9 protein-coding genes are annotated in these 13,223 nt (G+C 73.5%); 3 read left to right on the forward strand and 6 right to left on the reverse strand.

Features of this window, described 5'->3' with window-relative positions:
* Positions 1-62: 62 nt before the first annotated feature.
* Positions 63-3,086, reverse strand: a complete 3,024-nt coding sequence (locus AB0C99_RS19685) for a protease pro-enzyme activation domain-containing protein (protein WP_362476502.1) — start codon at positions 3,084-3,086, stop codon at positions 63-65.
* Between the two features lie 350 nt (positions 3,087-3,436).
* Here AB0C99_RS19685 and AB0C99_RS19690 point away from each other — a divergent pair, with 350 nt between their 5' ends.
* Positions 3,437-5,101: a GMC oxidoreductase gene (locus AB0C99_RS19690; RefSeq protein WP_362476504.1), complete on the forward strand. Its 1,665-nt coding sequence runs from the start codon at positions 3,437-3,439 to the stop codon at positions 5,099-5,101.
* 66 nt (positions 5,102-5,167) lie between these two features.
* Here AB0C99_RS19690 and AB0C99_RS19695 read toward each other — a convergent pair whose 3' ends face one another.
* The 4 genes from AB0C99_RS19695 to AB0C99_RS19710 all read right to left on the reverse strand — a co-directional run bounded on the left by AB0C99_RS19695 (position 5,168) and on the right by AB0C99_RS19710 (position 8,977).
* Positions 5,168-5,647, reverse strand: a complete 480-nt coding sequence (locus tag AB0C99_RS19695) for a carboxymuconolactone decarboxylase family protein (RefSeq protein ID WP_362476505.1) — start codon at positions 5,645-5,647, stop codon at positions 5,168-5,170.
* Positions 5,644-6,723, reverse strand: coding sequence for a dihydrodipicolinate reductase (locus tag AB0C99_RS19700; RefSeq protein ID WP_362476507.1), 1,080 nt, complete (start codon positions 6,721-6,723; stop codon positions 5,644-5,646). Before AB0C99_RS19700 ends, AB0C99_RS19695 begins: the two co-directional genes overlap by 4 nt.
* Positions 6,724-6,787: 64 nt before the next feature.
* Positions 6,788-8,398, reverse strand: a complete 1,611-nt coding sequence (locus AB0C99_RS19705) for a hypothetical protein (RefSeq protein ID WP_362476508.1) — start codon at positions 8,396-8,398, stop codon at positions 6,788-6,790.
* Between the two features lie 81 nt (positions 8,399-8,479).
* Positions 8,480-8,977, reverse strand: a complete 498-nt coding sequence (locus AB0C99_RS19710; RefSeq protein ID WP_362476510.1) for a GNAT family N-acetyltransferase — start codon at positions 8,975-8,977, stop codon at positions 8,480-8,482.
* Between the two features lie 147 nt (positions 8,978-9,124).
* On the opposite strand from AB0C99_RS19710, the gene AB0C99_RS19715 reads away from it, so the two are divergent.
* Positions 9,125-9,901: a L,D-transpeptidase family protein gene (locus tag AB0C99_RS19715; RefSeq protein WP_362476511.1), complete on the forward strand. Its 777-nt coding sequence runs from the start codon at positions 9,125-9,127 to the stop codon at positions 9,899-9,901.
* A 201-nt stretch (positions 9,902-10,102) separates the two neighbouring features.
* Here AB0C99_RS19715 and AB0C99_RS19720 read toward each other — a convergent pair whose 3' ends face one another.
* Complete coding sequence (locus AB0C99_RS19720) at positions 10,103-11,470, reverse strand: NAD(P)/FAD-dependent oxidoreductase (protein ID WP_362476513.1); 1,368 nt, start codon at positions 11,468-11,470, stop codon at positions 10,103-10,105.
* A 150-nt stretch (positions 11,471-11,620) separates the two neighbouring features.
* Between AB0C99_RS19720 and AB0C99_RS19725 the strand changes: the two genes are divergently transcribed.
* Positions 11,621-13,201: a TrkA C-terminal domain-containing protein gene (locus AB0C99_RS19725; RefSeq protein WP_362476515.1), complete on the forward strand. Its 1,581-nt coding sequence runs from the start codon at positions 11,621-11,623 to the stop codon at positions 13,199-13,201.
* Positions 13,202-13,223 lie beyond the last annotated feature (22 nt).

Below are 13,223 nucleotides of genomic sequence, written 5' to 3' on the forward strand. Positions count from 1 at the left end.
AACGGGAAGGGCCCCGCCCTCCGCGCGCGTGCGCGGGGGACGGGGCCCGAGGGCTCCCGGGATCAGGAGTAGTAGCCGAAGAGGTCGGCGATGACGTGCGCGGTGCCGGTGTTCGGACGGAAGTCGATCTTTCCGTTGACGACCGGGACGGTCACCAGGTTCGCCACCGTCTGCCCGGCGGTCCAGTTGATGTTGGACGCGTTGGGCAGGGGGGTGCCGTCGGGCCAGACCGTCAGGAAGCCGCCCGCGGTGGGAGCGGTGACGGTGACGTTGAGCACGACCGCCTTGGCGTTCTTCAGGGTGTGGCCGTCGTTCAGGTCGAGGACCTGGGTGACGCCGCCCTTCATCGGGTTGGCGGTGGCCGCGCCGAGGGCCGAGCGGGTGTCGAGCAGCCGGGCCGGTCCGGCGGAGTGGAAGCTCGCGCCGTCCGTGCCGGGGGTGTAGTAGCCGAAGACGTCGGCGATGAGGTGCACGGTGCCGGAACCGGCGTTGTACAGGTTCACCTTGCCGTCGGCGCCGATCGGCAGGACGACCATGTTGGGCCGCGTCTGGCCGGCCAGCCAGTTGATGTTCGACGCGGTCGGGCGGGTCGAGCCGCTCGGGTACGTGATGAGGTGCCCGTCCGACTTCGGCGCGGTCGCCGTCACGTTGAGGACCACCGCGGTGGCGCCGGTCGCCGGGACGCCGCCCTGGCCGGCGACCGTCAGGCCGACGGTGCCCTTGCCGGCGACCGGCGTGGTGCCGGGGACGCCGATGGCGGAGCGGGTGTCGAGGATGCGGGCCGGGCCGGTCGGCAGGTAGGTGCCGCCGCCGGGCGCCGCGGAGAAGTAGCCGGAGACGTCGGCGATGAGGTGGGTCGTGCCGCCGCCCGCGGCGAACAGGGAGACCGTGCCGTCCTTGCCGACCGGGACGGTCACCAGGTTCGGGACGACCTGGCCCTTCAGCCAGTTCATGTTCGACGAGGCCGGGCGGGTGGTGCCGGTCGGGTACGCGATGAGGTAGCCGGCGGCGGTGGGGTTCACGGCGGTGACGTTCATGACCACGGAGGTCACACCGGTCGTCGGGACGCCGCCGACGCCGGCGACCTTCAGCTTGACGGTGCCGTTGGCGGCGACCGGCGCGGTGCCGGTGCGGCCGATGCCGTAGCGGGTGTCGAGGATCCGGGCCGGGGTGAGCGCGTTGAACGCGGTGGCCGGGGTGGGCGCGACGGCCTGGCACAGGCCGCTGACGATGGCGCGCCCGTTGGGCGTGCCGAGGCCGGTGGCGAGGTCGTAGCCGGGGCCGGCCTTGTAGAGGTCGCCCTTGTAGCCGGACTGGAGCACCGTGTTGTCGCCGGTGGTGACGTCGCGGAAGGCGCTCGCGGGCAGCTTGTACAGCGCCGGGTGGACGTAGCCCACGGGGCCGTTGGCCTGGCAGGCGAGGTCCTGGTTGGCCTGGCCGAGGAGCGCCGCCCAGACTGGGGCCGCGCCGCTGGTGCCGCCGATGACGTTCCAGTACTCGCCGGCGCCGTACGCGACGGGGTAGCCGGTGTTGTAGTCGCCGACACCAGCGACGTCCGGGACCTGGCGGCAGCTTCCGGCCGCCGTCTTGCAGGCGTCGGAGTAGCCGGCGCCGCTGACGCCGGACTGGAAGCCGTCGGCGGCGACGGTGTAGCGGGTCGAGACGCCGCCGCCCGAGCCCACCCAGGTGGTCTGGTTGGCGACGGAGCCCTGCATGGTGGTGCCGCCGACGCTCAGGACGTACGGCGAGGAGGACGGGAAGTCGACGGCGAGCTTGTCCTGGTTGAGGACGCCCGAGGTCGGGTTGCCGTACTCGTCCGGGACGAAGCAGCCGGTCGAGCCGCTGTCACCGGAGGCGACGACGATCGTCTGGCCCTGCGCCGCGGCCTGCTGGAAGACCAGGTTCTCGGCGTCCTGCGCGGAGGTCGGCGTGTTCAGCTCGCACAGGCCCCAGCTCACCGAGATGACCTTGGCGCGGTTCTCGGTGACGATCTGGCGGTAGACGGCCGTGGCGTCGTTCCAGGTGTTGGGGCCCTGGTAGACGAGGATCTTGGACTGCGGGGCCTGACCGATGATGGTCTGGACGTCGAGCGCGGTCTCCAGGCCGACGCCGTTGGTCGAGGTCACCGGCACGGTCGGGCCGCCGTTGACCTTCACCGGGGTGACCGGCACCTTGGTGCCGAAGCAGCGCTGGAACTCCGCGTTGTCCCGGGGGTCGTAGTTCTCCAGGGAGTACACGGCGATCGTGCTGCCGGTCTGCACGTTCGGCTGGTTCGCCATGTTGTACTGCGTGGCCAGCGAGCGCGGCGCCCAGTAGTCCTGGGTGTCGTACAGCGCCGGGGAGTTCGGGAAGTCCGTCGCGAACAGGTTCTTGACGTCGGCGCACATCGCCGGCGTGGTGCCGGTCAGCCGCGGCTGGGGGCCGGTCTGGGCGGCGCCCGCCCGCTCGGTGCCCTTCTGGCGGGCCTTGGCCTTGGCGCCGGCGTTGCGCGGCTTGTACGAGCCCAGCGTGCTCAGGCCCACGACCGTGCGGACCTCGCCGGCTATCCGGCCGTCGAGGGCCGGGGCGGCGGTGTTGGTGACGCCGGTGGTGCCGTCCGTCAGCCGGTAGCCGTCGAAGTCGGTGCGGAACGCCTCGCCCGCCCCCTCGACGGTCGTCTTCACCGGCAGCGTGAGGCCGTCGGCCGCCAGCTCGCCGACGGTCAGGCCCTGCGCCTCCAGCTCCGCGCGCACGCGGGCGACGGTGGCCGGCTCGGCGCCGAAGACCTTCGCGAACTCGCCCGTACCGAGGTACTGGCGGTAGCGCGGGGACCCGGGTGTGGAGACCTCGGCGACGAAGCGCTGGAGGGCGGCCGGGTCGCGGGGCTCCAGGACGACGCTCAGGTCGAGCGGCTTGCCGGGGGCCGGGTCGGCCGTGCGGACGGCGCCCTGCGGCACCCGCGGCGCGGCGCCGACCCGCTGCGGGCCGGGGTCGCCCGCGGCGGGGGCCGCGGTGGCGGTGGCCGGGACTGCGGCCGTGGCGACGGCCAGGGCGGCGACGGTGGCCGCACCCCATCTGAATGCCTTCTCACGGGCGGTTCGGCCCATGCACACGCTCCCTTTTCACGTTCCGCGTCGCGGCGTCGCGCGGGCAGGAGGCGGCCCGGGAAGGAGAGGTGTCGTGCCGGTGCTCCGGCCGCGGCGTACGGATGCCGTCGGCCGGGACGCGTGGGTCCCCCCGGTGCCGTTCCCGCGCACATGTCACGCGCCGGTGCGACGACCAGGAGTGAAGATGTATCAGTCCCGCACTTGTGTTCGGGGCGGCGGGGTGGGCATTTTTACCGGACCGTGATCATGGTGAAGGTTTTCGGCCGTAAGTTACCGGTCGGTTTCTCGTGACTTCGTGAGAACCCCCCAGTAGAACGTGTTCCCATTCGCTCAAGAGTGAGGGGCATCACGTGAGTGACACACCCATTCCGGCCTCGCCTTCCGGAGGCATCACCCGGCGTCGGTTCGTCAGTGGAACCGGTTCCCTTATCGGCGGCCTCGCCCTCGCCGGGCAGGTCGCCGCCGCGACTGCCGCCACCCCGGCGAGCGCCGCCGAGCTCGGCGCCCTCTCCGCCCCCATCCCGAACGGCTCCCACGTCCCCGTCCTCGTCGTCGGCAGCGGCTACGGCGGCTCCGTCGCCGCGCTCCGGCTCGCCCAGGCCGGTGTCGACGTCCACATGGTGGAGATGGGGATGGCCTGGGACACGGCCGGACCCGACGGGAACATCTTCGCCAACACCACCAAGCCGGACTACCGTTCCTTCTGGCTGCGCACCCGCACCAAGCAGCCCCTCAGTAACTTCCTGGGCTTCCCGCTCGACAAGGACGTGCCCCGCTACACCGGCATCCTCGACGCCGAGGACTTCGCGGGCATCACCGTCTACCAGGGCCGCGGCGTCGGCGGCGGCTCGCTCGTGAACGGCGGCATGGCCGTCACCCCGCGCCGGGAGCTCTTCCCGGGCATCCTCCCGACCGTCGACCCGGCCGAGATGTACGGCACGTACTACCCGCGCGCCAACGCCGGACTCGGCGTCACCGAGGTGGACCGGTCCTGGTGGGAGAGCGCCGACTGCTACCAGTACGCGCGCGTCGGCCGCAAGCACGCCGAACGCTCCGGCTTCCCCTTCGTCTTCGTGCCCAACGTCTACGACTGGGACTACATGAAGCAGGAGGCCATCGGCACCGTCCCCAAGTCCGCGCTCGTGGCCGAGGTCATCTACGGCAACAACCACGGCAAGAAGAGCCTCCAGAAGTCCTATCTGGCCCGCGCCGCCGAGACCGGCCGGGTCGACATCTCGCCGCTGCACCGGGTCACCACCGTCACCCAGGCCACCGGCGGCGGCTACACCGTCGTCATGGAGCGGATCGACAACGCGGGCAACGTCGTCGAGACCAAGTCCGTCACCGCCGACCGGGTCTTCTTCGCCGCCGGCAGCGTCGGCACCAGCAAGCTGCTCACCAAGCTGAAGGCCACCGGCGCCCTGCCCGCCCTGAACGACCGGATCGGCAAGAACTGGGGCGACAACGGCAACGTCATGTGCGGCCGGGCCAACCACATGTGGGACGCCACCGGGAAGCTCCAGTCCTCGATGCCGACGGCCGGCATCGACAACTGGGACGCCGGCGGCGCGTTCGCCGAGGTCGCCCCGCTGCCCACCGGCATCGAGACCTACGCGTCCTTCTACCTCTCCATCACCAAGACCCCGCACCGCGCCGAGTTCAGCTGGAACGCGGCCGCCGGGCGCGTCGACCTCAACTGGGACCGGGCCTGGAAGCAGACCTCCATCGACGCGGCGAAGACCATCTTCGACAAGATCAACTCCAAGGAGGGGACGATCTACCGCACCGACCTCTTCGGCACGTACAAGATCTGGGGCGACCACCTCACGTACCACCCGCTCGGCGGCGCCGTCCTCGGCGAGGCCACCGACAACTACGGGCGGCTGCACGGCTACGACGGCCTGTACGTCATCGACGGCGCCCTCATCCCGGGCAGCACCACCGTCAACCCCTTCGTCACCATCACCGCGCTCGCCGAGCGCAACATCGAGAAGATCATCGCCACCGACCTGTGACGGGGCCGACGCGAGGGGGCCGGCCGGGCTTCGGGCCCGGCCGGCCCCCTCGGCGTTCCCGCCCGATCAGTGGGTCGGCAGCACGCAGACCGTGTCCAGCCCCAGCACCCGGTTGAGCCGCCCGAACGCCAGCCACGAGCCCAGGCTCATGGTCAGCTCCACGATCTCCACCTGGCTGTACGCGGCCGTCATCCGAGCCCAGAACTCCTCGTCCAGGCCGTGGTGGTCCAGTGCGTACCGCTCCGCGTACTCCGCGGCCAGCCGGGTGCGCTCGTCGAAAGTGTCGGTGGTCCGCCATGCCTCGACGGCCTCAGCGAACTCCTCCTCGACCTTCTCGCCGTCCCGGTCGGTCCGCCAGTCCAGGCAGAACCCGCAGCCGTTGATCTGTGCGATCCGCAGCCGGGCCGCCTCGAACTCGCGCAGCCCGAGGGTCGTATGGGCGTACACGGACAGCGAGAAGTTCGCCGCCGCCATCCCGATCCCGGGCACCATGTCGCCCCATACGTACCCGATCGGCTCCTGGCCCTCGGGGATGTCGATGATCACCGCGCGCTCCTTCCCAGTCGTCCGGTCGCCGGCCGCAGCGGCACGTCCAGCGCGTCGTACAGTCCCGGCTCGGCGGCCACGAGCCAGTCGATCGCCCCCACCAGCCGCCCCACGGCCGTGGCGTTGCCGCCCGCGGAACGGTTCTCGCCCTCGTCCGTCGCCTCGACCGTGACCTCGATCCGGGGCCGCCCCTCGACGATCACCCGGTGCGCCCCCGAACCGTCCGGCGGCACCGGCCAGTCCGGGGCGCAGTCGGGATGGATCCGGGTCACGTGCTCGATGACCAGCCGCGGCTCGCCGTCGACGATCCCCTGCACCTCGAAGCGGACCGCGCCCTGGGTGCCGGCCGCGAACTCGCCCATCGTCCGGGTCCGCACGGTCGCCTCCAGCGGGCGCCGCTGGAGCGTCTCGCGGATCTCCTCCAGCTCCACGCCGAGCGCCCGCGCCATCAGCCGCAACTGCCCGCCCCACACCATCGTGGGCACCGAGGGCAGCAGCATCGGCGGCTCGTACTCCATGGGCTGCCCCATGCCGATGAGATAGCGGACCGACTCCTCCTGCTCGTACGTCGAGTAGTCGAAGACCTCCTGGCAGCGGATCGCGTCCACCGTGCTGCCGAGCCCGCTGAGCAGCAGCGGCAGCACGTCGTTGCCCCAGCCCGGGTCGACGCCGGAGGCGAACAGCGAGCCGCCGCCCTCCTTCACCGCCGCCAGGACCGGATCGCGGAACTCGTCGGGCGCGCCCCGCGGGTCGTACAGCGGGTACAGCGCGGGTGTCACGACCACCGCGCCCGCCCGTACCGCCCGTACGACGTCGGCGAGCGCCTCGTCGGGGCGCATGTCACCGGAGGCCGCGTACACCACGGCGCCCGGTGCCTGCGCGAGGACCGCCTCGACGTCGTCCCGGGCGGCGACGCCCAGGTCGTGCCCGAGCCCGGCGAGCCGGCCGGCGTCGCGGCCGACCTTCTCCGGGTTGGCGACGAGGACGGCCGAGAGTTCGAGCTCCGGATGGGCCGCGACGGCACGGATGGCCGCCCGCCCGACATTTCCGGTTCCCCACACCACCGTCGGAATCATGCGCGGAGGGTAGCGCCGGGGGTGCGAGGTTCCCAGAGCCGTGCCGCGATTTGCTGACGGTCTATCAGATCCAGTGCCGTGGGCCGTCCCCGGCGTAGCCCCGAGGGTCCTCCCGGGCGAGCTCCGCGTCGTACGCGACGGCGTCGAAGCGGTACGGGGGAAGGGGCGGCGGCGGCTCGCCGCCGGGCAGCACGACGGGGTGCGACCAGTCCCGCCACACCACCTCGGGGCCCTCGCGCACGACGGTGACGCGCAGCGCCCCGCAGCACCCCTCGGTGCACCACGCCTCGGCCAGCAGCACCTGCCGGGGCTCCTCGGTCGCGACCAGCGCCCCGGTGCCGAGCAGTTCCTCGGGGGAGAGGCCCGCACCGCGCCGGAACACCTCCGGCACGAGCGGCCGGCCGTCGATCAGGAACCGGGTCTCGACGTACTGCCGGTCCACCGGGTCGTGGGCGGCCACCTCGATCCGCAGGCGCGGGGGAGCGGCCGGGCGCGGGGCGAAGAGACGTTCCGCCGTGGCCCGCAGCCAGGCCGCGCGGTGCCGCTCCTCGGGCGGCGCCGACTCACGGATCCGGTCGGGGACGGCGGCCCACTCGGGCGAGGTGAGCAGCGCGCCGAGCGCGTCCAGGAGCTGTTCGCGCTGCCCTTCCCGCCAGGGCAGCAGATGGGCGGGCCCGCTGTGCAGCTCCTGGGCGAGCGCGAGCAGCAGGGCCGCCCGCTCGACCGTCGGCGGCAGCGAGCAGCCCCGCCGGACGACGGCCTCGACGACCTCGGCGGCGTCGGCGTAGCACAGCAGCTCGCAGGCGTAGTCGTGCGGCAGGCCCATCCGGACGAGCAGGCGCCCGGCGTGGACGAGGATCCTCGGGTCGACGCGCGGGGCGCGCAGCAGCGCGGCCAGGCCGACCGCCTCGGCGAGGCTCCGGGCGCCGTTCGGGGCCTGCTCGCGGCGGCCGGGCGACTGCTCCGCGAACGCGGTCGCGGCGGCGCGCGGATCGCCGGAGGCGAGCGCGTCGACGAGGGCGCGGTGCGTGCTGCGGGCCGCGCCGCAGGCGAGCCGCAGCAGGGCGGCGGCGCGCACGTCGAGGCGCGCCAGCGCGGCCACGGCGGGATGGGTGAGCCCGTCCAGCAGGCCCAGCGCGCTCAGATACGGCACGTCCTCGGGCTCGCCCAGTCGTCTCAGCAGGCAGATGCCGACCAGGACGCTCCGCATCTCGGGCGCCGTGCGCACCAGTCGGCGGGCGAGCGCGCGGGCGGTGGGCTCGTCGGGCAGGGGGACGTCGGCGACGGCCGCGCACAGGGTCGTGTCCTCGGCCGAGAGCTCGGCCAGGCGGTCGCGCAGGATGCGGGTGGTGCGGTCGGGGCAGGCGGGAGGAGCGGGGTGGGCGGGTGATGTGGGTGACGCGGGTGCGGTTGAGGCGGCCGGGGCCGTGCCGGGTGGTGCGAGGGGGGGTTCCAGGGCCGCCAGGACGGCGGCCCGTTCCTCCTCGTACGTCGGCTCCTCGGCGTCGTCCTCTGTTTCGGGGTCGTCCGGCCGGACGGCGCCGTCCGGAGGCTCGTAGCAGTGCTCGGGAAGACGCCCGCCCGGCTCTGTGTCGAGCCGGGCGCGTACGTACGCGTGCAGGGAGAGGGGAGCGGGCCGGGGGGTGAGCGTCGCGCGCTCGTCCGGGGCGCTCACCGGGCGGAGGTGTACTCGATTCCGTCGATCATGCTTCCGATGCTGCCGTACGGGAGGCCGGTCCGTCCAGGTCTTCCGGCCCTAATCGGCGGCGACGTCGGTCCCGGCGGTCTCGTTCTCGGCCAGCCGGAGGGTCACGAACGGCACGGTGTCGCCCGGCAGGACATACCGCTCGGTCTCCACGAAGCCGCGGGCCAGCGCGAAGCGCAGCCCCTCCTCGTTGCTCGCGAGGACGACGGTCTCCACGCCCGCGTCGCTCAGCGTCCGGGCGTGCGCGAGCCCGTGCGCGTACAGCGCCGTTCCGTAGCCGCGCCCCCGGTACTCCGGCAGCACGCGCGCGATGACGGTGGCCGCGGGGGTCTCCTCGTCGGGCGGGCGGACGGTGGAGCAGCCGACGGCGACGCCGTCGACGTAGACGACGTCGAGCCGGTTGCGGCCCGCGCGTTCGCGGACGTCCCCGGGGGAGAGCGGGGCGGTCGGGATGATCGCGTTGTGGATCAGTCGCCAGTCCTCCAGGAGCGCGGGCGCGGTGCCGGCGGGGTTCGCGGGCCCGGCCGTCTCGAAGCGAAGATCGTTCATGGGCGCAGGAAACCGTGCGCGTCCCGCGCGGTCAACTTCTTTCCCGGTCTGACCCGGACGGGTGAGGAGGCGGCGACGGGGTGACAGGGAAGCGGCCGACCGGGTACGGATGCCCGCATTGCCCCGATCTCGGAGGTGGCCCGACCCATGCCCGTCCGCAAGGGCACCACAACGGTGCTGACCTGCGCCCTGTCCGCGGCCCTGGTGCTGACCGGCTGCTCCGCCGGGCGCTCCCCGGCCCCGGCCCCGGCGCCGCCCACCGCCCAGGCCCGGCACGACGGCCGGGACGGGGGCGCGGGCCCCGGCGCCGCGCCGACACCGCCGCAGCGGCCGGCCCGGATCCCGGGCACCGGGCCCGTGACGTACGCCCGCGTCCCGGACGGCACCAGCCAGGTCCTCATGGTGAGCGGCGACGGCCCCGACGGCAACGTGGCGACCGCCGTCCTCCACGAGCGCGACGGGAGGGGCGGCTGGCGTACCATCGGCGGGCCCTGGACGGGTCACAACGCCCTGCGCGGCTGGACCGACGCCCATGTCGCCGGGGACCTGCGCTCGCCCACCGGGGTCTTCCGGCTCGGCGACGCGGGCGGCCGGCTGCCGGATCCGGGCGCCCGGATCCCGTACGACCAGGACGAGGAGTTCGCCGTCTCGGGCACCGGGTTCCTCGGCGAGCCCCTGGAGGGCTCCTTCGACTACGTCGTCGCCATCGACTACAACCGCGTGTCCGGGACCACCCCGCTGAACAAGGAGCGCCCGCTGGGACCGGAGCGGGGCGGCGGGGTGTGGATCCACGTCGACCACGGCGGCCCCACCCAGGCGTGCGTCTCGCTGCCGCGCGAGGACATGGCCGCGCTGCTGCGTGCCCTCGACCCCGCGCGCGAGCCGGTGGTGATGATGGGTCCGGCGGCCGAACTCGCGCGCTGAGGGGCGGGAACGCGGCCCCTTCGGGCAGGACCCGACCCGCGCGGCGGCCGACGGCGGCCGGGTCCTGGTCTCCTGACGGGCGAGACCCGCCGCCGCTCCGGGCTGCGGACCGGACAGGAGGAGACCCATGCGTTTCAGGAAGACGCTGACCAGAGCGGCGCTCACCGGCGCCGTCCTCGCCGGGACGGCGCTGGCGCGGGCTCAGGACCCCGCCGCCCGCAGCGGTGCCGTGTGGGAGCGGATCTGGTCCGGGGTCAGATAGGCGTCCGTGTACTCGAAGTCCCGCAGGGTGCCCGACTTCGAGGAGAGGAAGCCGGTGCGTACGAAGTCGTCGCCGGCGACCGCGTTCAGCAGCCAGTTGGTCATCACCCGGGTCTTGGCGACGTTCGTGCGCAGCGCCGCCCAGTGGTAGGCGCGGGCGACCGCCTGCGCCGGGACGCCGTGCAGTTCGACGCCGAGCGGCTTGGAGACGCCGTCGAGGCCGCCCAGGTCGACGACCAGGCCCAGGTCCTTGTGGACGTACGGCCGGGTGGCCTCGCCCCGCAGCGTCGCCACCAGGTTGTCGGCGACCGCCTTGCCCTGGCGCATGGCGTGCTGGGCGGTGGGCGGGCAGATCGCGCCCGCCTCGCCCTTGGCGAGGTCCGGCACCGCCGCCGCGTCGCCGAGCGCCCACACGCCGTCCAGGCCGGGCACCGCCATGTCGGAGCCGACCACCAGCCGGCCGCGCAGCGTCTCGGCGCCGAGGGTGCCGATGAGCGGGCTCGCGGCGACGCCCGCCGTCCAGATGAGGGTGCGGCAGGGCAGCACGCGCCCGTCGGTGAGGGTGACGTTCTCGTCGTCGACGGAGGCCACCGACACCCCCAGGGAGACCTCGATCCCGCGCTTGCGCAGGATCTCCAGGGCGGCGCCGCCGAGCTTGGCGCCGAGCTCCGGCATGAGCGTGGGCGCGATGTCCACCAGGTGCCACTTGATGAGCCTCGGGTCCAGGCGCGGGTAGCGCTTGACCGCGTTGCGGGTGAGCAGTTGCAGGCAGGCGGCCGTCTCGGTGCCCGCGTAGCCGCCGCCGACCACCACGAAGCACAGCCGGGCCGCCCGCTCGGCCTCGTCCTGGCTCGCGTCCGCGAGGTCCAGCTGGGCGATGACGTGATCGCGGATGTACGCGGCCTCGGCGAGCGTCTTCATGCCCCGGGCGTGGTCCGCGAGCCCCGGGATGTCGAAGCTCCTGGTCACGCTGCCGGGCGCCAGCACCAGGTGGTCGTACGGCTCCGTCTCCAGCTCGCCCGAGATCGTGCGCACCACGACCGCCTTGGCGGCCGGGTCCACGCCGACCGCGCCGCCCGGGATGATCCGGGTCCGGTGCCGCTCGCTGCGCCGCAGCGACAGGGCCACCGACTGCGGGGTGAGCACGCCGGAGGCGACCTGCGGCAGCAGCGGCAGGTACAGCTGGTACGAGAAGGGCGACAGCAGCGAGATCGCCGCCTCCCGCGCGGTCAGCCGCCGTTCCAGTCGCCTTACGCAGCCGACTCCCGCGAAACCTGCGCCCACCACGAGGATCCTCGGTCGAGACACGATGTCAGCCCGCCTTTCCGCGTTGCCGGCCGTCGACGGCCCTTGGGGATTGACCAACCGTAACCGGGCATACAGTGATGAAAGTATTTGTATCGTCCGAAAGAGTGGTGAACGGGTGCGACCCGCCCGGGGGTGTGGCTGAGTGGGACCATGTGGCAGTTCTTCGCGGACAACCCCTGGTTCACGCTGTTCCTCGTCATCGCCGCCGGCTCCCTCTTCGGCATGGTCCGTTTCGGACCCGTCCGGCTCGGCGCCGCCGGGGTGCTCTTCATCGGGCTGCTGCTCGGCGCCCTCGACCCCGACATCGGCCCCGCCGTGCCCGCGGGGCTGGCCGTCTTCGGCCTCGCCCTGTACGTGTACACCGTCGGCCTGGAGGCGGGCCCCGCCTTCTTCCGCGAGCTGCGCCCCCAGCTCGGCGTGATGACCGGCGCGATCCTCGCGCTCGTCCTCACCGCCGTCGCGGTCGGCCTCCTCGGCAACAAGGTCTTCGACATCCCGGGCAGCTACCTGGCCGGCGGCTACGCCGGCATCGGCACCACCACCCCCGGCCTGGCCGCCGCCCAGGCGTCCTCCGCCGAGCCCACCGAACCGGCCACCGGATACGCCATCGGCTATCCGCTCGCGGTCGTGCTCACCATCCTGTTCGTCGCGGGCATCGCCGCCGTCCGCTCCTGGCCCGGCCGCCGCGACCCCGGCACCGGCCTGCCCGACCGGCTCGTCACCCGCACGGTCACCGTCGACCGGGCGGCGCGCTGGGACGAGGTCCCCGGTGTCGCCGACGGGCAGCTCCTGGCCAGCGTCCACCAGCCCGCGGGCGGGCCCCCGCAGGTCGCCGAGGGGCTGGGCGCGCTCGCCCCCGGCGACCGGGTCGTCCTGGTCGGCGGCCCCGAGGCCGTCGACGCGGGCACCGCGGCCCTCGGCCGGGAGGACCCCCACCACCTGCTGGAACGCCGCGACATCGTCGACTACCGCCGCATCCTGCTCACCAACCCCGACCTGGCCGGGCGCACCGTCGGCGAGCTCGGCCTCGCGGACCGCTTCGGGGCGATGGCGACCCGGGTCCGCCGAGGCGACCAGGACCTCCTCGCCCACGACGACCTGCTGCTCCAGCTCGACGACCGGGTCCGGGTGGTCATGCCGCGCGAGCGCACCCCCGAGGTCACCGGCTACCTCGGCGACACCGAGGCCAAGGTGAGCGAGGTCAGCGCCGTCAGCATGGGCCTCGGCCTCGCCGCCGGATTCCTCATCGGCATCCCCAAGCTGACCCTCGGCTCCACCACCCTGTCCCTCGGCACCGCCGCCGGACCCCTGGTGATGGCGATGATCCTGGGGCGGCTGCGGCGCACCGGACCCCTGGTGTGGGTGCTGCCCACCCGCGCCAACCTGACCCTGCGCCAGATCGGCCTGCTGGTCTTCCTGGCCTGCGTCGGGCTCACCTCCGGCTACGCCTTCCGGCGCGACGCCTTCTCGGTGTTCGGCCTGAAGCTGCTGCTGGTCCTGCTGGTGAGCGCCGTTCTGAGCTACGCCCTGATGGTGCTGGTGGCCCGGCTGCTGGGCCAGAGCCGCCCCCGGACCATGGGCCTGCTGGCCGGCTACGTCGGAAACCCCGCCATCACCGCGTACGCGAACAGCAGGGTCTCCGACAGCCGGGTGAACACCGGCTACGCGACGCTCTTCGCCCTCGCGATCCTGGTGAAGATCGTCTGCATCCAGCTCATCGTCGGGCTCTGACGGGCGCGGCGCCCGGCGCCCG

It is taken from the genome of Streptomyces sp. NPDC048659, from assembly GCF_040650575.1.
In the GTDB taxonomy this organism is placed as follows: domain Bacteria; phylum Actinomycetota; class Actinomycetes; order Streptomycetales; family Streptomycetaceae; genus Streptomyces.